At 38.5% G+C, this 21,975-nt stretch carries 23 protein-coding genes, 1 pseudogene and 1 other annotated feature (1 of these 25 cut by a window edge); of the genes and pseudogenes, 12 read left to right on the plus strand and 12 right to left on the minus strand.

What is annotated here, in order from left to right; genetic code table 11:
- Positions 1-133 precede the first annotated feature (133 nt).
- Positions 134-814 (plus strand): RadC family protein, encoded by a 681-nt coding sequence (gene radC / locus HMPREF2574_RS00770; RefSeq protein ID WP_003024167.1) that lies wholly within the window; start codon positions 134-136, stop codon positions 812-814.
- On the opposite strand, the gene HMPREF2574_RS00775 is transcribed toward radC, so the two are convergent.
- The 6 genes from HMPREF2574_RS00775 to HMPREF2574_RS00800 all read right to left on the minus strand — a co-directional run bounded on the left by HMPREF2574_RS00775 (position 811) and on the right by HMPREF2574_RS00800 (position 5,419).
- On the minus strand, positions 811-1,503 hold the full coding sequence (locus tag HMPREF2574_RS00775) for a gamma-glutamyl-gamma-aminobutyrate hydrolase family protein (RefSeq protein ID WP_003042762.1): 693 nt from the start codon (positions 1,501-1,503) through the stop codon (positions 811-813). The two genes, radC and HMPREF2574_RS00775, sit on opposite strands and share 4 nt — an antisense overlap.
- Before the next feature lie 27 nt (positions 1,504-1,530).
- A complete protein-coding gene (locus HMPREF2574_RS00780; protein WP_024053069.1) occupies positions 1,531-2,175 on the minus strand; it encodes a redox-sensing transcriptional repressor Rex in 645 nt (214 codons plus the stop codon).
- 163 nt (positions 2,176-2,338) lie between these two features.
- The gene (locus HMPREF2574_RS00785) at positions 2,339-2,686 is read right to left on the minus strand and encodes a DUF1831 domain-containing protein (RefSeq protein WP_003024175.1); all 348 of its coding nucleotides are present in this window, start codon (positions 2,684-2,686) and stop codon (positions 2,339-2,341) included.
- A 4-nt stretch (positions 2,687-2,690) separates the two neighbouring features.
- Positions 2,691-3,806 (minus strand): cysteine desulfurase family protein, encoded by a 1,116-nt coding sequence (locus HMPREF2574_RS00790; protein ID WP_024053071.1) that lies wholly within the window; start codon positions 3,804-3,806, stop codon positions 2,691-2,693.
- A gap of 9 nt (positions 3,807-3,815) precedes the next feature.
- A complete protein-coding gene (locus tag HMPREF2574_RS00795) occupies positions 3,816-4,775 on the minus strand; it encodes a ribose-phosphate diphosphokinase (protein ID WP_101749702.1) in 960 nt (319 codons plus the stop codon).
- An 83-nt stretch (positions 4,776-4,858) separates the two neighbouring features.
- Positions 4,859-5,419 (minus strand): CYTH domain-containing protein, encoded by a 561-nt coding sequence (locus tag HMPREF2574_RS00800; protein WP_024053073.1) that lies wholly within the window; start codon positions 5,417-5,419, stop codon positions 4,859-4,861.
- A 95-nt stretch (positions 5,420-5,514) separates the two neighbouring features.
- Here HMPREF2574_RS00800 and HMPREF2574_RS00805 point away from each other — a divergent pair, with 95 nt between their 5' ends.
- The 5 genes from HMPREF2574_RS00805 (at position 5,515) to mutY (ending at position 10,099) form a co-directional block, all read left to right on the plus strand.
- On the plus strand, positions 5,515-6,186 hold the full coding sequence (locus HMPREF2574_RS00805; protein WP_024053074.1) for a GTP diphosphokinase: 672 nt from the start codon (positions 5,515-5,517) through the stop codon (positions 6,184-6,186).
- Positions 6,170-6,988 (plus strand): NAD kinase, encoded by an 819-nt coding sequence (locus HMPREF2574_RS00810; RefSeq protein ID WP_024053075.1) that lies wholly within the window; start codon positions 6,170-6,172, stop codon positions 6,986-6,988. Before HMPREF2574_RS00805 ends, HMPREF2574_RS00810 begins: the two co-directional genes overlap by 17 nt.
- Positions 6,985-7,875 (plus strand): RluA family pseudouridine synthase, encoded by an 891-nt coding sequence (locus HMPREF2574_RS00815; protein ID WP_024053076.1) that lies wholly within the window; start codon positions 6,985-6,987, stop codon positions 7,873-7,875. Before HMPREF2574_RS00810 ends, HMPREF2574_RS00815 begins: the two co-directional genes overlap by 4 nt.
- 10 nt (positions 7,876-7,885) lie before the next feature.
- Positions 7,886-8,863, plus strand: a complete 978-nt coding sequence (gene pta, locus HMPREF2574_RS00820; RefSeq protein WP_070811484.1) for a phosphate acetyltransferase — start codon at positions 7,886-7,888, stop codon at positions 8,861-8,863.
- Positions 8,864-8,929: 66 nt separating this feature from the next.
- Entirely contained in the window at positions 8,930-10,099 is a 1,170-nt protein-coding gene (mutY, locus tag HMPREF2574_RS00825) for an A/G-specific adenine glycosylase (RefSeq protein WP_024053078.1), read from the plus strand.
- Positions 10,100-10,212: 113 nt separating this feature from the next.
- Here the strand turns inward: mutY and HMPREF2574_RS00830 are convergent, their stop codons facing one another.
- The 5 genes from HMPREF2574_RS00830 to HMPREF2574_RS00850 form a co-directional block, all read right to left on the minus strand.
- Positions 10,213-10,560 carry a DUF6568 family protein gene (locus tag HMPREF2574_RS00830; RefSeq protein WP_070812056.1) on the minus strand — a complete coding sequence of 116 codons (348 nt, stop codon included), beginning with the start codon at positions 10,558-10,560 and terminating at the stop codon, positions 10,213-10,215.
- A gap of 393 nt (positions 10,561-10,953) precedes the next feature.
- Complete coding sequence (locus HMPREF2574_RS00835; protein ID WP_024053080.1) at positions 10,954-12,672, minus strand: phospho-sugar mutase; 1,719 nt, start codon at positions 12,670-12,672, stop codon at positions 10,954-10,956.
- Between the two features lie 178 nt (positions 12,673-12,850).
- Positions 12,851-13,414 carry an ECF transporter S component gene (locus HMPREF2574_RS00840; RefSeq protein WP_024053081.1) on the minus strand — a complete coding sequence of 188 codons (564 nt, stop codon included), beginning with the start codon at positions 13,412-13,414 and terminating at the stop codon, positions 12,851-12,853.
- Complete coding sequence (gene coaC / locus HMPREF2574_RS00845; RefSeq protein WP_024053082.1) at positions 13,398-13,949, minus strand: phosphopantothenoylcysteine decarboxylase; 552 nt, start codon at positions 13,947-13,949, stop codon at positions 13,398-13,400. The genes HMPREF2574_RS00840 and coaC overlap by 17 nt, the downstream gene beginning before the upstream one ends.
- On the minus strand, positions 13,946-14,638 hold the full coding sequence (locus HMPREF2574_RS00850; RefSeq protein ID WP_024053083.1) for a phosphopantothenate--cysteine ligase: 693 nt from the start codon (positions 14,636-14,638) through the stop codon (positions 13,946-13,948). Before HMPREF2574_RS00850 ends, coaC begins: the two co-directional genes overlap by 4 nt.
- 137 nt (positions 14,639-14,775) lie before the next feature.
- Here HMPREF2574_RS00850 and HMPREF2574_RS00855 point away from each other — a divergent pair, with 137 nt between their 5' ends.
- The 3 genes and pseudogenes from HMPREF2574_RS00855 (at position 14,776) to HMPREF2574_RS00865 (ending at position 17,748) form a co-directional block, all read left to right on the plus strand.
- A complete protein-coding gene (locus tag HMPREF2574_RS00855) occupies positions 14,776-16,446 on the plus strand; it encodes a formate--tetrahydrofolate ligase (RefSeq protein WP_024053084.1) in 1,671 nt (556 codons plus the stop codon).
- Positions 16,447-16,549: 103 nt separating this feature from the next.
- Positions 16,550-17,093 (plus strand): annotated as a pseudogene (locus HMPREF2574_RS00860) (N-acetyltransferase family protein).
- A 1-nt stretch (position 17,094) separates the two neighbouring features.
- On the plus strand, positions 17,095-17,748 hold the full coding sequence (locus HMPREF2574_RS00865; RefSeq protein ID WP_070812060.1) for a DNA alkylation repair protein: 654 nt from the start codon (positions 17,095-17,097) through the stop codon (positions 17,746-17,748).
- Between the two features lie 163 nt (positions 17,749-17,911).
- On the opposite strand, the gene HMPREF2574_RS00870 is transcribed toward HMPREF2574_RS00865, so the two are convergent.
- A complete protein-coding gene (locus HMPREF2574_RS00870; protein WP_024053087.1) occupies positions 17,912-18,604 on the minus strand; it encodes a YoaK family protein in 693 nt (230 codons plus the stop codon).
- Between the two features lie 346 nt (positions 18,605-18,950).
- Between HMPREF2574_RS00870 and HMPREF2574_RS00875 the strand changes: the two genes are divergently transcribed.
- From HMPREF2574_RS00875 to HMPREF2574_RS00885, 3 genes are all read left to right on the plus strand, one after another.
- The gene (locus HMPREF2574_RS00875) at positions 18,951-20,027 is read left to right on the plus strand and encodes an aspartate-semialdehyde dehydrogenase (protein ID WP_070812057.1); all 1,077 of its coding nucleotides are present in this window, start codon (positions 18,951-18,953) and stop codon (positions 20,025-20,027) included.
- Positions 20,028-20,081: 54 nt separating this feature from the next.
- A complete protein-coding gene (gene dapA / locus HMPREF2574_RS00880) occupies positions 20,082-20,963 on the plus strand; it encodes a 4-hydroxy-tetrahydrodipicolinate synthase (protein ID WP_024053089.1) in 882 nt (293 codons plus the stop codon).
- A 202-nt stretch (positions 20,964-21,165) separates the two neighbouring features.
- On the plus strand, positions 21,166-21,615 hold the full coding sequence (locus tag HMPREF2574_RS00885) for a hypothetical protein (RefSeq protein ID WP_081333915.1): 450 nt from the start codon (positions 21,166-21,168) through the stop codon (positions 21,613-21,615).
- 226 nt (positions 21,616-21,841) lie between these two features.
- Positions 21,842-21,975, plus strand: a sequence feature (ribosomal protein L10 leader region) (it continues 1 nt past the right edge of the window).

Raw genomic sequence — 21,975 nt, forward strand, 5'->3', positions numbered from 1 at the left:
ACCCTTCTGTTTCTAGTAAACTAGAAACAGAAGGGTTTTTCTTGTGTCTCATTTTATGGGGCTAGTGCCAATTATTTCTCAGATTTTTTATTTTCCTCTTCTTTTTCCGAATAAGGATATGAGGAGGTTTTTTATGTATAGTATTTCATTTCAGGAAGATTCTTTGTTGCCAAGGGAACGTTTAGTTGCAGAAGGTGCAGAACAATTGAGCAATCAAGAATTGTTATCCATTCTTATCCGCACAGGTAATAAAAAAGAAACTGTTTTTCAAGTTTCTCAACGGATTTTATCAACTATTTCTAGTTTGAATGATTTGCGCAATATGACGCTACAAGAATTGCAATCAATCTCTGGAATTGGTCGTATCAAGGCTATTGAATTACAAGCTATGATTGAATTAGGCCAGCGAGTCAGTAAAGCAGAATTGATTACGCAAGAGCAAATTTTAGGTAGTCAAAAGCTGGCGAAAAAAATGCAACAAGAATTGGGGCATAAGAAGCAGGAACACCTTGTGGCTTTATATCTGAATACTCAAAACAAAATCATTCATCAGCAGACGATTTTTATCGGTAGTGTATCACGCAGTATTGCAGAGCCACGAGAAATCCTGCATTATGCTGTGAAACACATGGCGACATCCATTATTTTGGTGCACAATCATCCGTCAGGAGCTGTACTGCCAAGCAAAAATGACGATGAAGTGACCAAACATGTAAAAGAAGCGTGTGAATTAATGGGCTTCATCTTACTGGATCATCTCATCGTCGCAGAGAAAGATTATTATAGTTATCGCGAAGAAACAGACTTGATTTAAAGTCTATTGACAACATAGTCAAATAACATTCGATCTTTAGGGCGTGTTTCAAATAAGAATTCTGGATGCCACTGGACTCCCAGATAAGCGATTTCATCAGTTGTTGTAATGGCTTCAATGGTGTTATCTTTCGGATCACGGGCAATGACTTCGACATTTTCTGCTAAATCTTTGATACTCTGATGATGGAAAGAGTTGATATGAGATACTTCGCCGTAAATCTTTTCCAAAACAGAGCCGGATTTAGTGACTAGTTTTTGAGTAGTATATTCAGCAGAACTGTCTTGCCAATGGTGCTCAATATCTTGATAAAGTGTTCCACCCATTGCAACATTAAACAATTGCGTACCGCGGCAAACGGTAAAAATTGGTTTTTGTTGCTGGATAGCTTCATGGATTAAGGCTAATTCAAACAAATCACGCTCCAAATGGTAATCATCACTGTCAATTGTTTTTTCTTCGCCATAGAATTGTGGTGATACATTTTGCCCACCCGTTAGGATAAGTTTATCAATCATCTGGATGTAGCGCTGTGCCATATCTGCATCTCCAATCGGCAATATGATAGGAGTTCCACCAACTTCTTTTACGCCCTCTACAAATCCCTTAGCAGCATAACTCATGATGGCAAATTCATCTTCAGGGTTTGGTCTTTCGTTTCCAGTAATGCCGATAATAGGTTTCTTCATAAATAGATGTCTGCTCTTTCTAATTGCTTAATGCTCTTTTTTCATAAAATAAAGGAGTGTTTGTAGTTCACTTGTCAAATCAACATATTGAACGACAACATCTTTTGGAACGGTTAAGTGAACAGGAGAAAAACTGAGAATACCTTTTACACCAGCTTCCACAAGAACAGTTGCAACCTCTTGCGCTTTTGCACTAGGAACTGTTAAAATAGCTGTTTTGACATTCACATCTTTTAATTTGTTATTGATTTGTGAAATGCCATAAATAGGAATCCCGTCATTTGTAGTAGTCCCAACTTCAGGATGATTATCTGTATCAAATGCCATAACAATCTTCATTTTGTTCCGTTCGTGGAAACGGTAGTGGAGCAAAGCATGTCCCATGTTACCGATACCAACTAACATCACATTGGTAATGGAATTGTCATGAAGTAAGTCAGCAAAAAAATTCATGAGTTTTTTTACATCATAACCATATCCACGACGACCTAATTCGCCAAAGTAAGAAAAATCTCGACGGACAGTTGCAGAATCAATCCCGATCGCATCTGCGATTTGTTTTGAATTGGCTTTTTCGATTTTTTCGGAATTAAATCGTTTGAAAATCCGATAATACAGAGAGAGCCTTTTAGCAGTTGCGCGTGGAATGGTTGTATTTTTTTCAGATTTCACAAAATCACATCCTTTCAAAGACTATTTTATAGAAAGTTTGTGAAAAAATCAACTTATTTGATAAAAATAGAAAAGGAGTAGGACAAAATCAAAGATTATTGGCTTGTTTCCTACTCTTTATTGTTTTACTAATGATTTAAAAATGAGTTTTTAAGCTATTTGTTTATTGTTCTTGTTTAGTGAAAATACCACGTTCTACCAAGCTATCCATTAAGAAATAAAACTTTTCTTGAATGATGTGATTGTCTTCTGATTTAAAAATATTCACTAACCGAAGGCCAGATTTATCTGTGATGTTGATTTTTACACCTGAAAGGTTTTTGTTGATAATGATTTTCAACAAAAAGCCGTCTCCACTATTGGGAACATTTTCTAATAAGCGTGTCAATTCGTAATTTCCAACTTTGGTTTCGACAAATGTGTTATCGCGCAAAGTAAATTTTTTTACATTTTCTCCAAGAGAATAGCTGAAAGAGCAGTCTTTTAAGTGAATAGTGGTCTGAAAAGCCATCTATTTATCCTCCTAAAATTTCTTTTAATGTTGTAGTAAATTGTCGAACTTCTTCTGAAGTATTTTGTTCTGAAAAGCTAATGCGAATAGATTCTCTTAATCGCTTTGAGTCGCTACCATAAAAAGCTTTAAGCACATGACTGGGTTCGATAGCTCCTGCTGTACAAGCAGAGCCAGTTGAGATAGAAATTCCAGATAAGTCTAAACGCATGAGCAATAAATCGTTAGCCTGCTTTGGAAAGCCAAGATTTACGACATAGGGAAGTGTGTGTGAATCATTATTTATATAGTAATGGATTCCGTCAAGTTCAGAGAGAAGTTGCTGTTTCAAACTTTCAACATGTTCCATGTTTTCTTGGTAGCAATTGAGGCTCTCTTTTAGAGCCGCAACCATACCGGCAATAGCCGCTAAATTCTCAGTTCCTGCACGTCTTTTATCCTCTTGATCTCCACCATGTAAAAATTTGTCAAATTTTACATGATTGAAGTACAAGAAGCCGATGCCTTTTGGACCATGAAATTTATGAGCTGATGCACTCATAAAGTCAATTCCTAGCTCGTCAGGATAGACAGGTAATTTGCCTATAACTTGCACAGCATCCACATGATAAGCAGCGGGATGATGTTTCACAACGTCAGCAATTTCTTTGACTGGAAGCATATAGCCTGTTTCATTATTGGCATACATGGTTGAGACAAGTATTGTATCTTCTCGAAGGGCTTCTTTTATCTGTTGAGCCGTAATCTCTCCATTTTTAGGTTGGATATAAGTAGCTTCAAAGTCAAATTTATCCACCAGATATTCAATCGTTTCAAGAACCGAATGATGCTCAATAGCAGTTGTAATAATGTGTTTCCCTTGATCTTGATGGGCTAAGGCATATCCTTTTATGGCTGTATTGTTACTTTCTGTCCCACCAGATGTATAGATGACATGTTGACTATTAGTATGAAGCAGTTCAGCAAGCTCTTGTCGGGCTTTGCGAAGAATTTTACTAGCAGCTCTTCCGTGGCTATGAATGCTAGATGGATTGCCAAAGGTATTTTCCATAACCTGTGTCATAGCAGTAATAGCAGCTGTTGACATAGGAGTTGTTGCTGCATTATCGAAATAAATCAAGATTTCTCCTTATTTCTTTTTATTGTAAGCAAACAGTGGACTGACTGGTTTTCTTTTATGGATACGAACGATTGCATCTCCGATTAGCCCACTTGCAGTAATGTATTGAACATTTTTCGGAGTTTTTTCTTTCGTTGCAACTGAGTCAGTAACCAGGATTTCTTTGATAGGAGAGTTATCTAACTTTTCAGCGGCTCCCTCAACAAATAAACCATGACTAGAAACTGCATAAATCTCTGTTGCACCTTCGCGTTCAACAATTTTTGAGGCTTCAGCAAATGTACGACCAGTATTTAAAATATCATCAATAAGGATAGCTTTTTTCCCAGCTACATCTCCGATAATATAGCCTTCGTTACGGTGGGTATCGTCTTGAGCGTAGTCGATAATCGCAATCGGAGCATCTAAATGCTCTGCTAAGCTTCTAGCACGTTTAACACCAGAATTTTTTGGACTGACCACAACAACATCTTCACCAGACAAGCCCTTTTCACAGTAATGTTTGGCAAAAAGAGGAACGGTGTAAAGGTTATCAACAGGGATATCAAAGAAGCCTTGGACTTGGACAGCATGCAAATCTAGGGTTAGAACACGATCAACTCCTGCCTTAACCAGCATATTCGCTACGAGCTTGGCTGTAATTGGTTCGCGAGGAGCGGCTGTTCGGTCTTGACGAGCATAGCCAAAATATGGCATCACAACATTGACAGAATTAGCGCTGGCGCGATTGCAAGCATCCACCATGATGAGAAGTTCCATCAAATGATTATTGACAGGAAAACTTGTTGATTGAATGATAAATACATCAAAGCCACGCACGCTTTCCTCGATGTTTACTAGGATTTCTCCGTCTGAAAATTGACGTGATGAAAGTTTTCCAAGAGGCACATCAGCAGCTTTAGCGATTTTCTCGGCAATATCGTGATTGGAATTTAGTGCAAACAACTTCATCTGTGCTTTATCCGTCAGTATATTCATCATAACTTATTAAGACTCCTTTTGATTTCTACACTCCATTTTATCAAAAAATAAGTAAAATTTCAGCTTTTTATTCATAAGTTTTGAGCAAATCTTGCAACTTTAGGCTTTGCATATTTATAATGGATATGATGAGCTTGTAAAAAGCACTCGAATTGTTCTTTTCCAGTTTTTGCATCTGTCACTTCCAGCTCTAATTCGTAGTCTGTTTTGTCAAAATAATGATTTTCATCAAGTGCCATTAAGCCAATAGTGGTTTCTTTTTCATAGCGAATAGTTGTTAAGCTCCCTAGAATCTTTAATTTCTCGAGATTGATAGCAGCCTGAGTCAGCAGAGTGTGTATTTCTCCTTCAGGTAGCACACATGTATTGATGAGAGTGTGAGACTCTTCTAAAGTGAGAAATTGATTGTATTCCATATTACCGACCTGCTGCGGAATTTTTAAAGTTAATTCGGCACGAGTTTCAAAAGTACGAATCCGAAGTGCCATTTTTGCATCTCGAATTGAAAAGTCGGCTGTGTCAATATAGTAGTTTATCTGCTTGGTAGCTTTTATCTTTGAAAACAGTGGTAACAGCTGTTGGTACTCATTTTTTGTCAGAAGCGTTTTGTATTCAATTTCCAAATGATCCATTTTCCAATCCTTTTCTTTTGTTTGAAAGCGATTTATGTTATAATAAGTATTGTGTTTATTTTATAAAAAATTAAGTAAAATGACAAGGTGAGTGTATGCAATTAGAGTGGGAAGAGTTTCTGGATCCTTATATTCAAGCGGTTGGTGAATTAAAGATCAAACTGCGTGGGATTCGTAAACAGTATCGAAAACAAAAAAAACATTCTCCGATTGAATTTGTAACAGGTCGTGTAAAACCGATAGAAAGTATCAAAGAAAAAATGGCTTTGCGTGGGATTAAAGAGGAAAATCTAGCGCAAGATATGCAAGATATAGCTGGTTTGCGCGTAATGGTTCAATTTGTGGATGACGTAGAAGAAGTTTTGGATGTTTTACGAAAGCGCCACGACATGCGGATTATCCAGGAGCGAGACTATATTAAAAACCGTAAGGCTAGTGGATATCGAAGTTATCATGTCATTGTTGAATACCCAGTTGATACCATTGATGGCAACAAAACAGTTTTGGCAGAGATTCAAATCCGCACTTTGTCCATGAACTTTTGGGCAACAATTGAACATTCGTTGAATTATAAATATAAGGGTGAATTTCCAGATGAAATTAAGAAACGTCTAGAGATTACCGCAAAAATCGCCTATCAATTGGACGAAGAAATGGGGAAAATTCGTGATGATATTCAAGAAGCGCAAGCTTTATTTGACCCAATTAGTCGTAAATTAAATGATGGCGTAGGAAATAGTGACGATACAGATGAAGAATACAGGTAAAAGAATAGGGATTATCAGTAATCGTAGACGGCAAAGTCAAGAACTTTGTCGCCAATTAAAACAAAAATTAAAGCAAAATCATTTTATTTTGAATGATAATAATCCTGATATTGTCATTTCAATCGGTGGCGACGGGATGCTTTTGTCAGCCTTTCACAAATATGAAGATCAGCTAGACAAAGTTCGCTTTGTTGGTGTTCACACAGGACATTTGGGCTTTTATACAGATTATCGAGATTTTGAGTTGGACAAACTAATTGATAATTTAAAATTAGATACAGGTGCAAAGGTGTCTTATCCGATTTTGAATGTTAAAATTTTCCATGGAAATAATGAAATTTGTATAAAGCGTGCATTAAACGAAGCGACAATCAAGCGTTCTGGACGAACAATGGTCGCCGATGTTATTATCAATCAAGTGCATTTTGAGCGCTTTCGTGGTGATGGCGTTTCAGTATCAACGCCGACAGGAAGTACAGCTTACAATAAATCGTTGGGCGGAGCTGTTCTCCACCCAACCATCGAAGCTCTTCAGATTGCAGAAGTTGCAAGCTTGAACAATCGTGTGTTTCGGACTTTGGGCTCCTCAATTATCGTTCCTAAGAATGATAAAATTGAAATTGTGCCGACTTGGAATGATCGACATGCGATTTCGATTGACAATCAAAATTTTATGATAAATGATATTTCTAAAATTGAATTTCAAATTGATCAACATAAGATTAACTTTCTTGCTACACCGAGTCATACTAGTTTTTGGAATCGTGTCAAAGATGCCTTTATCGGCGAGGTGGAGGAATGAGGTTTGAATTTATCGCAGATGAGCATGTGAAAGTCAAAACCTTTCTAAAAAAACAGGAAATTTCCAAAAGTTTACTTGCAAAAATTAAGTTTTCTGGTGGGGATATTCGGGTAAACGGAAAGAAGCAAAATGCCATTTATTTGTTAGATATTGGTGACAAAGTTGCCGTTGATATTCCGGCGGAAGAAGGATTTAGCAGTCTATGTGCAGTAGAAAAAGAATTGGATATTGTATACGAAGATGAACATTTTCTGATTTTGAACAAGCCAGCAGGCGTAGCTAGCATTCCTAGTGTGAATCATTCCAATACAATGGCCAATTTTGTGAAGGCTTATTACATTGCAAATCATTATGAAAATCAGCAGATTCATATTGTGACTCGTTTAGACCGTGATACGAGTGGTCTGATGTTATTTGCAAAGCACGGTTATGCTCATGCAAGATTAGATAAACAATTGCAAAAGAAAGTCATTGAGAAGCATTATTATGCTTTGGTCAAGGGTTCGGCACCGTTAAAGCCAGAAGGAGATATTATTGCTCCCATAGCGCGTGAAGATAGTAGTATCATTACTCGCTGTGTGGCAAAAAATGGAAAATATGCTCATACGAGTTATAAAGTTTTAGCGCAGTATGATGACATTTATCTCGTGGATATTCATCTTCATACAGGACGAACACACCAGATTAGGGTTCATTTTTCTTATATTGGTTTTCCTCTCTTGGGAGATGACTTATATGGTGGAAGTATGACTGACGGAATAACGCGGCAAGCGCTTCATTGTCATTCATTGCGTTTTTACAATCCATTCCATAAGGAAGTTGTGAATAAATCAAGTCCTTTTCCGAAAGATTTTCAAACAGTCATTCAAAAATTAAGCAATAAGTAAGGAGTAAAACATGAAAATTTTTGAAACAATTCGTGAAACATTGCAAGACAAAGAAGTGAAGATTGTCTTACCAGAAGGTGAAGAACCACGTATTATTCAAGCTACTAAACGTTTGGTAAAAGAAACAAGTATCACACCTGTTTTATTGGGAAATCCTGAAAAAATTCGTATTTACCTTGAAATTGAAGGTGTGACAGAAGGTTATGAAGTCATTGACCCTCAAAATTGTTCATGCTTTGAAGAAATGGTGGCAGCTTTTGTAGAACGTCGTAAAGGAAAAATCACAGAAGACGAAGCGCGTAAATTATTGAAAGAGGACGTCAATTATTTTGGTGTCATGCTTGTTTATCTTGGTAAAGTACAAGGTATGGTTTCTGGTGCGATTCATTCTACAGCAAGCACGGTTCGCCCAGCTCTTCAAATTATCAAAACACTTCCTTGGGTTTCTCGCACATCTGGTGCCTTTCTCATGGTTCGCGGTGAGGAACGCTATGTTTTCAGTGATTGTGCAATCAATATTGATCCAGATGCTAAAACATTAGCAGAAATTGCTATTAACTCTGCCTTGACCGCGCAAATCTTTGACATTGACCCTAAAGTAGCTATGCTGAGTTATTCAACTAAAGGTTCTGGATTTGGTGAAAAGGTTGATAAAGTCATCGAAGCAACGAAACTTGCGCAAGAAATGCGACCAGATCTTGCTATTGATGGAGAATTACAGTTTGATGCGGCATTTGTACCTAAAACAGCAGAGTTAAAAGCTCCTGGCAGCAATGTAGCTGGTCAAGCAACTGTCTTTGTATTTCCTGGTATTGAAGCTGGAAATATCAGCTATAAAATGGCAGAGCGTCTCGGTGGCTTTTCAGCAGTCGGTCCTATTTTGCAAGGATTGAATCATCCAGTAAACGACCTTTCACGTGGATGCAACGCTGATGATGTTTATAAATTAACATTGATTACTGCCAGCCAAGCAGTTGGTCATTATTAGAAAGCCAAGACAGAATCCAGAATTCAAGTTCTGGGTTCTCTTTTTATTTTATGTTATACTAAAGTTATGTTAGATTTGAAAAAATATGAAATTGAGATGTGGGAGGATGAAAAAATTGCCTCCTTTCGTCAAAAATTATTAGCTTGGTATGATGAGAATAAACGTGATTTGCCTTGGCGGAGAAGCAGTAATCCTTATCATATCTGGATTTCAGAAATTATGCTTCAGCAAACACGGGTAGATACGGTTATTCCTTACTATGAGCGCTTTTTAGCTTGGTTTCCGACAATCAAAGATTTAGCAATGGCTTCAGAAGAACGTTTGCTTAAAGCTTGGGAGGGGCTAGGTTACTACTCGCGAGTACGCAATATGCAACAGGCTGCTCAGCAGATTATGACAGATTTTAGTGGCGAGTTTCCTCACACTTACGAGGAGATTTCTAGTCTGAAAGGAATTGGTCCTTATACAGCAGGAGCTATTGCAAGTATTGCTTTTGGTTTGCCTGAGCCAGCGGTTGATGGGAATGTTATGCGGGTCCTGAGCCGTTTATTTGAAGTGAATTTGGATATTGGTGTCCCTGCTAACCGAAAGGTTTTTCAAGCGATGATGGAAATTCTGATTGACCCCCAAAGACCGGGAGATTTCAACCAAGCTTTGATGGATTTAGGATCAGATATTGAAGCACCTATCAACCCTAGACCTGATGACAGTCCAGTAAGGGAATTTAGCGCTGCTTACTTACATGGAACAATGGATAGATACCCTATCAAAGCTCCTAAGAAAAAACCAGTTCCAGTTTATTTGTATGGTTTAATTATCCAGAATAATCAAGGAGAATTTCTTTTAGAGAAAAATGAAACAAGCAGTCTTTTATCAGGATTTTGGCACTTTCCTTTGATTGAAGTAGAAGAATTTCCGGACGGTGAACAGTTATCCTTTTTTGAAGTGGCAGAAAATCAAGTTGCATTTGAATTATCTCCGCAAGAAAGCTTTGAGCAGGATTATGATGTGGTAGTGAATTGGCAGGAGCAAGCTTTTCCGACAATTCAACATGTGTTCAGTCATCGCAAGTGGCAGATTCGTTTGCTTTACGGTCGAGTAGCAAATATGATAAAAAATCAAAAAGAGGAACAAGTTCTGTGGCTGCATCCTGATGACTTTACCAACTATCCGTTTGCGAAACCTCAGCAGAAGATATGGCAAGCCTTTCAAGAAGGTAAATTAAAAGGAAATTAAATGTTAAGAGGCAGGGATAATATGTTCCCTGCCTCGCTTTGTGATTGTAAAAAGCTATTGCCTAGTTAGTTTATAATATGCTGTGAAGTTGGTGATTTATCTCAGCTTCATTTTTATAAGTTAGCGAATGACTTGATTTCGTCAGCCGTCATAGAGGAGTCACAACGGACAGTCACATGACCATTTTCTGTATGTAAAAATCCTGGTACAGTTGGGATTCCATATTCGGAACGGAAAGCTTGGAGCTCTTCCAGTTCACTAGGTTCCTCACTATTGATAAAGAAAATATGTGCTTGGGTTTCAGCGACAACACTAGCTAGCGTAGTGGCGAATTTACGACAGTAAGGGCACGTTTTACGCCCAATGAAAAAAGTTGCATTTTCTTTATTTGCAATGGCTTGTCGGGCACGTTCAACAGTCGTGACTTCTAAATCATTGATATCTTGTGTAAATTTATCCATAAAATAACCTCATTTCTTTTGTTCATTCTAGTATGCCACAAATAGGAAAATAATGCAGAGATTTGAAATGAAATGTAAAACATTGAAAGAGAGGTGAAACAGGACTAGAAATTGAAAATTTTAATTGTCGTGCTCTTGTTTCAAGACTCCGATATAAAATGTTTCCTAGCTATTTTGTATAGTCTCCCCTATAATGTTGAGCAAATGTTAAAAAGCGAAAAGACCTTGAGACCTGCTTCGAAAGATCTGTCTGCTATCTTAAAAAGCAGCATCTGAGCAATTATCTGTTATTTGTTACAAGACAACTTCGAGTCTGAGATATTCTTGTCCCAGACTCGAAGTTTGAATATTGTGGAAGTTAGAATGAGAAATCAAAGCCTTCTTACTTTTTGCTTATTTTACAAAATCATTGATTTCTGCTTCAATTTTTGCAATTTTTGCTTGAGCGTCTTGGCTAGAATTTCCGACAACAGCAATGTAGAATTTGATTTTTGGTTCAGTTCCTGAAGGACGTACAGCAATCCATGAACTATCAGCAAGTGTGTATTTTAATACGTCACTTGCTGGAGTTGTTAATTTCCTTACATTGCCGTCAGAATCGGTAGCGGTTTGTGCTTTGAAATCTTCTGTGACTGTAATAGCAGTAGCGTTGAATTCTTTCGGTGCATTGTCACGGAACTTGCTCATAATAGCTTTGATTTGTTCAGCGCCATCAACACCAGACAAAGTAACTGAAATCGTCTTTTCAGCATAATAACCATATTCTTTGTAGATTTCTTCAATTCCGTCTGCAAGAGTTAAGCCGCGAGAACGGTAGTAGGCAGCTAATTCTGCAACAACCAATACAGCTTGGATAGCATCTTTGTCACGCACAAATGGTTTAATCAAGTAGCCAAAGCTTTCTTCAAAGCCCATCATGTAAGTGTGATTGTGTTTTTCTTCAAATTCTTGAATCTTTTCAGCGATAAATTTGAAACCAGTTAAGACGTTAAACATGGTAGCGCCGTAGCTTTCAGCAATCTTGGTCACAAGATCGGTAGACACAATGGATTTGCAAAGTGCTGCATTGGCAGGAAGTGTTCCAGCAGTCTTGTGCGCTTCAAGGATATACTTAGCCATAATCGCACCGATTTGATTTCCTGAAAGATTGCGGTAGCTACCGTCTTTTTGGAGAACTTCAACACCCACACGGTCAGCATCTGGGTCCGTTGCGACAAGAACATCCGCACCAACTTTACGTCCCAATTCTTCAGCAAGAGCGAAAGCAGCTTGGTTTTCTGGATTTGGTGATTTGACAGTGGAGAAGTCTGGATCTGGCACGCATTGAGCTTCAACAACCTGAACAGAATCAAAACCAGCTTGGGCAAATGCTCGACGTGCTAACATTTCACCTGTACCGTGAAGCGGAGTGTAGACGATTTTCATGTCTTTTCCATATTCGTCAATCAATTGTTGGTTGATGTTGACGTCTTTAACTTCCTTGAGATATTCGGCATCAATAGTTTCACCAATAACTTCAATCAAACCAGAAGCTTTTTCGGCTTCAACATCAGCTACTTCAATAGTAAATGGATTTTCAATGGCACGAATATAAGCTGTTAGAGCATCAGCATCATGAGGCGGCATTTGACCACCATCTTCGCCATAAACTTTATAGCCATTAAATGGAGCAGGGTTGTGGCTGGCTGTAATCATAATCCCGGCAAAAGCTTTTAAGTGACGAACTGCAAATGACAGTTCTGGTGTTGGACGGAGACTTTCAAATACATAAGATTTAATGCCATGTTTTGCTAAAACAGCAGCAGATTCAAAGGCGAATTCTGGAGAGAAGTGACGAGAGTCATAAGCGATAGCGACACCGCGTTTTTTGAAATCTTCATCTTTTTCATCAATCAAACGTGCTAAACCTTCAGTTGCCTGACGAACAACATAAATATTGATACGATTCGTACCAGCGCCTATCAGACCACGCATACCAGCAGTACCAAATTCAAGATTGGTATAAAAAGCATCTTCTTTTGTCTTTTCGTCCATCGAATCCAATTCTTTACGAAGGTAGTCTGGAAGTTCTGCAAAATCAAGCCATTTTTTGAAATTTTCTTGGTAAGTCATTACGAAATCTCCTTTTTAAAATAGGAAAGCTTATGAAAAATTAGTGAAAACAGGAAATGTCATTACCTGTTTAATAAAGGAGCGAGCACATCCAGTTTTCTCAATTTTTCAGCTTTCTGCATTGTTTAATCGTTTTCATTATAGCATTTTTTCATAAAAAAATCACGATTTCACGTGATTATTTTCTAACTTTTTCAAGGGCTGGAATAATGGTAACTGTCAGAATCGCAGAAATAATCATTTCAGCAATGGAATTGGTTGAAATGACAGATGCGAGTAAGAGCTGAATATTCCCATTATATACTTTGGAGAATAATAAGAAAATCCCTCCTAAAACAAAAATTGTATTTGTCAACGAACCGACTGTTCCAGCTAAGATAAGTCCGATCTTATTTTTAAGATATTTATAAACAAAATAAGGGGTGACTCCGATTAAGATTCGCGGAACAAGGGCAATGATGAGCGAATAAATATTCCCATTAGGTACAAACGGGCTAAACAAGTAACTGGTTGGCAAGAGAACAAGTGTGTTCGTAACCAGACTAATGATACCCATTAGCGCCCCTAAAATAGCGCCTACCTTTGGTCCATATAAAATACTTGCAATAATAACGGGAATGTGGACAATCGTTGGTTTGATTGGGACGGGAAAAAGATTAAATATTACTGAACTCAATAGATGAATGACGAGCATAATCGCAAAAAAGATAGCAATTTGAGCAATATTAGATTGTTTCTTCATAAATCATTTCCTTTACTTTTTTTATAATTGTTTCTACAGAAGCAAGGGCGCCAATTCCGTGGTCACCACAGGCTAGGACGGTTTCTCTAGGCTGAATAATTTGCCAGCCGTATTTTTCTAGTTTAGATAGATTTTCTTGAGTGATTGGATTTTCATACATTTTGGTATTCATAGCTGGGGCTAATACCTTTTTGGCTGTTGATGGCAGAGCAAGTGCGGTACTGGTTATCATATTGTCTGCAAAGCCATTAGCTAATTTAGCGATCGTATTGGCGGAAGCAGGTGCAACTAAGAAAAGATCCGTTTGCTTGGCAATTTCAATATGATTGACCTTGTTTGGCGCAGGCTCCTCCATGACATCTGTATGCACTAAATTTTTCGACAATACTTGCAAAGTCAGCGGTGTAATGAAATTTGTAGCTGCTTGAGACATCAGAACAGTCACCTTTTGATTGTCTTTTGTCAATTGACTGACCAAGTCGGCAGCTTTATAGGCGGCAATGCTTCCTGTGACAGCTAGTGTAATATGTTTCATAGATTGTCCTTTGTGTGAATATGTGTCAGCAATAATTGGGCAATTTCTTCTTTAGTAGTGGCTTCTATTACGGAATCTTGTTTGACCAAGAAAGCATGATGTTGATTATTGGAAATATCATACAAGTCATTTGCTACAATTATTTCTGCTTTGTTTTTTATGAGACTAGCACGAGCAACTGTCAGTAATTCTTCCTTAGAAACACCAACTAAGAGTTTAAAGCCAATTAGACGGATATTGGGATTCCATTTTTTGACTTGACTGATAATTTTCGGTGTTTGTTTGAGAAAGAGCACTTGGTATTCATCTTTTGATGAAATCTTGCCTTGATCATTGGTCTTGTTTAAAAACTCTGTTAAATCCTGTGAAGCAGTGATTTGTTCAAAACCTGTCATGTAAATAGGCATGTAGTCAGAAACGGCCATTGAATGAATTAAAACACCATGAGTTTTGACTAAAGGCTGCATCGTTTCCAGCAAATCTTGTACATTTTCAATGATTTGAATGGTTAAATTCGGATGAGCAGCAGGCTTGACAGCACTCTGTGTAGTGACTAATGTAACTTGATCGCCTTGTGCTAAAAAACTCTCCGCAATAAGAGCACCAAGCTTTCCTGTTGAGTGATTCGTAATAGAACGAACTTGATCGATTTTTTCGCTCGTTCCGCCAGAAGTAATCAATAGTTTCATAACTAAATTTTACACAAAAAAAGTTAATTCGTAAATAGAAAAGACCTTTCCGAACGTTTTTGAGAATTTTAGCTTTGAAAGTGTTTGTTTTCTTTATTTTTTGGTATAATAATCCTATCAAAACTGGAGGATTCCAAATGAAAACGGATATAGAAATTGCTCAGAGTGTTGACTTGCATCCGATTGCTGATGTAGTGAAGAAAGTTGGAATTGATTACGATAATTTGGAGCTTTACGGTAAATACAAGGCGAAATTATCTTTTGACAAGATTCAGGAATTGCAAAAGAAGCCAGTTGGTAAGCTGATTTTGGTAACAGCCATCAACCCAACACCGGCCGGCGAAGGAAAATCAACTATTACTATTGGCTTGGCAGATGCTCTCAGCAAAATTGGAAAGAAAACCATGATTGCGATTCGTGAACCGTCTCTTGGACCAGTTATGGGAATCAAAGGCGGAGCCGCTGGAGGTGGTTATGCACAGGTTCTACCAATGGAAGACATCAATTTGCATTTCACAGGAGATATGCATGCGATTACCACTGCCAACAATGCCCTTTCTGCTTTGATTGATAATCATTTACATCAAGGAAATGCTCTAGGAATTGACCAACGTCGCATTATCTGGAAGCGCGTGGTAGATCTGAATGACCGTGCTTTGCGGCATGTGACCGTCGGTCTGGGCAGTCCGGTTAATGGAATTCCGCGGGAAGATGGTTTTGATATTACGGTTGCATCTGAAATCATGGCTATTCTCTGTTTAGCGACAAGTATTGAAGACTTGAAAGAACGTCTAGCTAATATCGTTATTGGTTATCGTTATGATCGGACGCCTGTTTATGTTCGAGATTTGGAAGTAGAAGGGGCTCTTGCTCTCATCTTGAAAGACGCTATAAAGCCCAATCTAGTACAGACTATTTATGGAACCCCTGCCTTTGTTCACGGTGGACCGTTTGCAAATATCGCCCACGGCTGTAATTCCGTTTTGGCAACGACAACAGCTTTGCATTTGGCGGACTACACGGTGACTGAAGCTGGCTTCGGTGCGGATCTAGGGGCTGAAAAATTCCTAGACATCAAAACGCCCAATCTTCCGACTGCTCCAGATGTAGTGGTTATTGTTGCAACTCTTAGAGCATTGAAAATGAACGGTGGTGTCGCTAAAGAAGATCTGACAACTGAGAATGTTGAAGCGGTTAAAGCAGGTTTTGCCAACCTCAAACGCCATGTGGGAAATATCCGTAAATTTGGTATTCCGGTCGTGGTGACTATCAATGAATTTGTGACGGACACCCAAGCTGAAATTGCCGTTCTCAAGGAACTTTGTGCAGAGATTGATGTCCCGGTGGAATTGGCTAGTGTCTGGGCAGATGGTGCTGACGGTGGATTGGCTCTTGCGGAAGTTGTGGTCAAAACGATTGAAACGAGACCTGCCAAATACACTCGACTCTATGACAACAATCTGTCTATCGAAGAAAAAATCGAGAAAATTGTCAAGGAAATCTATCGTGGAACAAAAGTCAATTTTGAAAAGAAAGCAAAAACTCAAATTTCTCAAATTGTCAAGAACGGCTGGGATAAGCTGCCAATTTGTATGGCCAAGACCCAGTACAGTTTTTCAGATAATCCAAATCTTCTAGGAGCGCCAGAAAACTTTGAAATCACTATCCGCGAAGTAGTTCCAAAATTGGGTGCAGGTTTTATTGTCGCCCTAACTGGTGATGTTATGACGATGCCCGGTCTGCCAAAACGCCCAGCAGCCCTCAATATGGACGTAGCAGCAGACGGAACTGCTATTGGACTATTTTAAAACGAAAAAGGTTCGAGAGAGCCTTTTCTTTTTGAATTTGGTAAAATATACATGGTGATATACTTCATTTTTATGAAAGTAATAAGAAGAAAGGAACGTTTGGATGAACATCAGATTAGAAAATAAAAACGACGCTGCTGCTCTCATTGCTATTTACGCACCCTATGTGGAGAAAACAGCCATTACTTTTGAGTATGATGTTCCGTCGGTGGAGGAATTTTCTGGTCGGATTGAGAAGACCTTGGAAAGGTATCCTTATCTGTTGGCAGAGGAAGAGGGAGTCATTCTGGGTTATGCTTATGCTTCGACTTATTATGGTCGAGAGGCATACAACTGGGCTATTGAGCTGTCGGTCTATGTAGCTGATGAGAATTGCGGCAGAGGGATTGGGAAGCAGCTTTATGACAAATTGGAAGAAATTCTTGAACAGCAAGGGTTTGTTCATTTTCTAGCTTGTATTGCTCTGCCGAATGACGCCAGTATTTCTTTCCATAAAAAAACTTGGTTATCAGCAAGTAGCGCATTTCCCAAAAATCGGCTATAAATTTGGCTGCTGGCATGCTACAGTTTGGTTGCAGAAGAGTTTAGATAAACCAGCAAGACCAATTAAATTATTCAAAGATATGAATGTTGAAAGTGAATGGTAATATGAAAGTAGAAGATGTTTTCCAAGGATTAAAAGAAGTAGCAAACCCTGAAGATGCTATTCACATGAAAGCATACATGAAAGATCAGTTCGAGTTTTTAGTGGTCAAAACACCTATTAGGCGGCAAATTTCTAAAATATTTTTTAAGAAAAGTCACAAGTCTACGATAGATTGGAAATTTATCAATCAGGCTTGGGAAAATCCCTATCGTGAAATGCAATATGTGGTGCTGGATTATTTACAACTAAAACAAACATCTTTAGCCTCAAACGATTTAACAAAGGTAAAGAAATTGGCACAAACAAAGCCTTGGTGGGACACGATTGACTTTTTGTGTCGCTCGGTAGGTTATATTTGTTTACACTATCCTGAGACAAAGAAAATAGTATTGGATTGGAGTACGGATGAGGACATTTGGTTGCGCCGATTGGCTATCGAACACCAATTACTTCAAAAAGAGCAAACGGATGTCCAGATGCTAGAGCAAATCCTGATTAATAATCTTAATAAGACCGAGTTTTTCATCAATAAGGCCATTGGCTGGGCACTTTGGGACTACTCCAAGACCAATCCCGACTGGGTGCGGGAATTTATCGAAAAATACAAAGACAGGCTGAGCAAACTCAGCATTAAAGAAGGAAGCAAGTATTTGTGAGATTGATAGATGAGGAAGAGGATCGATAAATGAAATATCGCAGGCAAGTATTGATGAACTAGCAAAAACCGAACCAATTCTCTTTGTGAGCATTACCCAAGAGGATTGGTTCGGTTTTTTGTCTTACTTAGTTCCTAGTTTGCTTTTCGATTTTCATTGAGTGTTAGATATTTTTTTGCTCTAAGTGATGTATATGATTGTATCTGGTATAATGAATGATAATAGTTGTCAAAATAGTAGTGACTGTCCAGATAGCGTATTGATGAATGAAACGTGTGAGAAATCCAGTAAAAATAGCACCGCCGATGAAACTAGCGACAATCATAGAGTAATTAGCCGCTTGCCTTCTAATAATATGTCTACGATCTTTAAAACGAATATATTCATACCAAGCAGTGACCATTCTCCGATAGTTTCCTGAAGTCATCATAATCATGTAGGGATAAGACTCGATTTTTGAGCCTGTATAAGTTAGCATGACCATGCCTGTAGAGGTTGCAAGCAATATCACCCAGATAAAATAATGAGAATGAAAAAAAGGAAAGAGGAAAGTCGTGAGAGTCAATGGTAAGACTCCCCAAGTACGCCAATGTGAGCTTTGCGCCCGTTCCTTAAGTAGAATACCAAGGATAAAGCCACAGGTAAAGAAGACAAGCGAAAGGATACGGTAAGCGGTCTTTACGGTTGGTCCATCCCAATCGGCTACGATTAAAATAATATTCCCTGTCTGAGTGGCGATTAGTGTACTAAATTGTATATGCGAAAAAACGTCTAGGCAACCACCCACAGCTCCTAGCAATATAGCCATTGTTCGCCTATCTTGAGGCATGGGGACAGGCTGTTTCGTAGTATCCATAACTTTATCCTCCTAAAAACTATTTTACTCTTTTAAGGCACCAATTTCAAATATGGATAAGCTAGAAAATCTCTCATAAAAAATAGTTTGACTTTTAGGATTCTCTGTAGTAGAATGCTAGATATGCGATGAGTCGATAGGTGGCGCAAGTCACATATTGAGCATGGGAGGTCATATACGCAGGAGCGGACCTTGATGAGTTGTGTGAACCTGCTCATCACACGTAAGTGCCCTCAATCCCTACTTTTTAGTGGGGATTTTTTTCTTCTAAGTCTTTTCAATTCTTTAGAAAAGTAGTATAATACCAGCAATACACAAATTTTTTGAAAATTCAGAGAGGTATGTTATGGGATACACAGTTGCTGTGGTAGGTGCTACAGGTGCCGTTGGAGCTCAAATGATTAAAATGCTGGAAGAATCAACTCTTCCGATTGAGAAAGTACGCTACTTGGCTTCAGCTCGTTCAGCGGGGAAAGTTTTGAAATTTAAAGACCAAGACATCACAATTGAAGAAACAACGGAGACTGCCTTTGAAGGTGTAGATATCGCTCTCTTTTCAGCAGGCGCCTCAACGTCTGCCAAGTATGCTCCATACGCTGTCAAGGCAGGAGCGGTTGTCGTTGACAATACCTCTCATTTCCGTCAGAATCCTGATGTTCCTTTGGTTGTACCAGAGGTCAATGCACATGCACTTGATGCTCATAACGGAATTATTGCCTGCCCAAATTGCTCCACTATCCAGATGATGGTAGCTTTGGAGCCGATTCGTCAGAGATGGGGCTTAGAGCGCATCATCGTATCGACCTATCAGGCCGTGTCTGGAGCTGGTATGGGAGCTATTCTTGAAACTCAGCGTGAACTGCGTGAGGTCTTAAATGACGGTGTCAATCCGCGTGATGTTAAGGCTGAGATTTTGCCTTCCGGCGGTGACAAGAAACATTATCCGATTGCTTTTAATGCTCTTCCTCAAATTGATGTCTTTACGGACAATGACTACACCTACGAAGAGATGAAGATGACCAATGAAACCAAGAAGATCATGGAAGATGACACGATTGCGGTTTCTGCTACTTGTGTTCGTATCCCTGTTCTTTCAGCGCACTCAGAGTCTGTCTACATCGAGACAAAAGAAGTAGCACCCATCGCAGAAGTCAAAGCAGCTATTGCGAACTTTCCAGGAGCAGTATTAGAGGATGATGTTGCTCATCAAATCTACCCTCAGGCTGTTAATGCTATCGGCAAAAAAGAAACATTTGTTGGTCGTATCCGCAAGGATTTGGACGCTGAAAAAGGCATCCATATGTGGGTGGTTTCAGACAATCTGTTTAAAGGTGCTGCTTGGAATTCTGTTCAAATCGCTGAGACCTTGCATGAACGTGGATTGGTGCATCCAACAGCAGAGGTCATTTTCAAATTGAAGTAAAATGTGAGATAATATTCGTATAGTTGTATTTTGCAGGCTAGGAGGACGATAGTTATGTCTATAGAAGATTTAAAAAAAGCAAGAATCATAACAGCACTTGTAACACCGTTTAAAGAGGACGGTAGCATTAACTTTGAGGCTCTTTCTAAGCTGATTGAACATCTTTTAGCGCATCATACAGAAGGATTGATTATCGCAGGAACGACAGGCGAAAGCCCAACTCTGACGCATGAAGAGGAGCTGGAATTATTTGCAGCAGTTCAAAAGATTGTAAAAGGGCGAGTTCCGCTGATAGCCGGAATTGGTACAAATGATACTCGAGATTCAGTTGAATTCGTGCGTGAAGTTGACAAATTTGGTGGTTTTGCTGCCGGACTTGCAGTAACACCTTATTACAACAAACCGACTCAAGAAGGTCTATATCAGCATTATAAAGCGATTGCGGAAGCTTCAAATCTGCCAGTCATCGTTTATAATGTTCCTAGCCGAACGGTTGCTGGTTTGACAGTAGAAACTTCCTTGCGCTTAGCACAATTGCCAAATATTATTGCAATCAAGGATTGTACAGGCATAGATGCTCTTACTCATTTGGTTGAAAACGCTCCACAGGACTTTCTAATTTATACTGGGGAAGACGGACAAGCTTTTCATGCAAAGGCAATCGGAGCACAGGGGGTTATATCTGTTGCGGCTCATACCAATGGAGATGACTTTTATGAAATGTTTGCTGCTTTAGATGAGGGTAAGCTGAAAAAAGCTGCTCAGATTCAACGTCAGCTGTTACCAAAAATAGAAGCTCTCTTTTCTGTGACAAGCCCAGCACCACTTAAAGCTGTGCTAAATTCTCAAGGGTTTGAAGTCGGACCACTCCGCCTCCCGCTTGTTGCCTGTACAGAGGAAGAAAAAGCCTATATCCTTCCATTTTTTGAAGATTGAAGGAAGCATTTTAGGCTTGTAAAATGTTGGGAGCATTTACGATGAACTAGTGAATTTTTTATTACGGAGGACTTTAGCATTTAAATCTGCAAGAAGAAATGTTTGAAAAGACAAAACTAGGCTGAATGGAAACACTGATATTACAAGATTGTCATATTTTTTGTTATGATGAGATAAGGGTGGGATATTTAGTATAATAGAAATGGATAAATTGAAAGTTGATGAGAAGTTGGAACATATGAAGAAAAGAAAATTGAGAATCAGTTCCATTGAAATTATGGCGATTTTAGGATTATTAATTTGGCTACTCACAATATTTTTAAGAAAATATTATTCAATTAATTCAGTTGTTCCTATGTTTTATGTCACACCTAGTTTTGGAGGAGCATGGATTGCAACAGCTATGCTAAAACAACCTTTTAGTCCAACATTCAGTACAAATAAAGTCTCAACTATTGAATTTTCTAAAAAGACACTTATGTATATATGTATAGTGTTTGTACTGATGTCTTTTATTAATGAGCTATTACCATTGATTAATACTAGTGCAGTATTTGACGTATACGATGTGCTTGCTACTGTATTAGCGGAAATCATAGCTTTTAGCATACCTGTCATTCTAAAAGAAAAGACTTTAATAGATTATCGTTGATTTTGGGAAGATTAAAAAACCAGTGTCGAACTGAACAAGGAATAAAAACACATCAGACAGACGGTAGAAATGAAACATTCTATCGTCTTTTCGTATTAGCCTTTACCATTTTCTCTTTTTTCCAACAATTTAATAAATCTGCTAACTAAAAAGAATAGATTTTCGTTCTAATTATAAAAATTATTAAAAACTCTTGCAATCTTTTTTTTCTTATGTTACAATAATCATTGGTTTGAAAAAACTGCCTAAGACAGTAGGGGAGCTCGACTCATAAAGATCCTACCGAGGACAAAACGGATCATGTAAAAGAAACGTATTGTACTTTCGTGTCTAGGTTTGGGCGCGTTTTTCTTTTGGAAA

The organism is Streptococcus sp. HMSC034E12, from assembly GCF_001835915.1.
Classification (GTDB): Bacteria; Bacillota; Bacilli; order Lactobacillales; family Streptococcaceae; genus Streptococcus; species Streptococcus vaginalis.